The sequence below is a fragment of the Bacillus sp. LR--39 genome, from assembly GCF_053613335.1.
Genome location: NZ_JBSIOT010000699.1, coordinates 1 through 790 on the forward strand (window position 1 = coordinate 1; position 790 = coordinate 790).

Genomic DNA, 790 nt, shown 5'->3' on the forward strand with positions numbered 1-790 from the left:
CAGTATTCGCACTGGCAACTCAAGAGCACGTAAACCTAAGCATCCGCGGAAACGTCAAAGAAGTTGCCGCTCGCGGAGCCAACACATGCATCATCTCACTGAAAGGCCTAGACGATGCGGATGACAGATTCGTACTGCCGGAAGTAAACCCAGCGCTTGCTCCGTTGGTATCTGTTGTTCCATTGCAGCTGATCGCTTACTATGCTGCACTGCATCGCGGCTGTGATGTTGATAAACCGCGTAACCTTGCGAAGAGTGTTACTGTGGAGTAATAAATGTTTAACCCCTTTGGATAAGATTATCTAAAGGGGTGTTTTTATGTCCAAAAGAGAAAGAACGTCTACAGTGGAAAAATGGATTAAAGAAGTTGATGGTACAGGATCCGACTATCGATCGGCCATGGCTATAGATTTAAGATGTTTCCTCATTAGGTCGGTTAACGAGGTTAAAAGGCATTAAAACTTGGAGAGAAACTGCTTTTGCCTAACTGAGTTTTCTGATGTTAATACAGATATTAGAGAGCAGTTCCTCATTATGATACGCTTTTGATAGCAGTTGGAATAAAGCATGCTAGAAATCCGAAAACCGGAGAGCCTATTGGAATGATAACGTGTTTTTTTTAATGTCAATTAATAAAGGCAAAGAATTCTAGAAGTCGCACTTACAATGTACTTGTGGGATTAGGTTTTAAAGCTCATTCTTTTTTTATTGAGTACATTCCGGTTTAAGTTGAAATGATTCAGTAAAGGACACGCCATAAATAAAAGGTAGCGTATGACTCCCATGTTTT

1 protein-coding gene and 1 pseudogene are annotated in these 790 nt (G+C 40.9%); both read left to right on the top strand.

From position 1 onward, the window contains the following. Positions 1–272, top strand: a pseudogene (locus ACWHAR_RS25930) (glutamine--fructose-6-phosphate transaminase (isomerizing)); the annotation flags it as partial. 46 nt (positions 273–318) lie between these two features. Next, a complete protein-coding gene (locus ACWHAR_RS25935; protein WP_141556142.1) occupies positions 319–459 on the top strand; it encodes a hypothetical protein in 141 nt (46 codons plus the stop codon). The last annotated feature ends 331 nt before the right edge of the window (positions 460–790 follow it).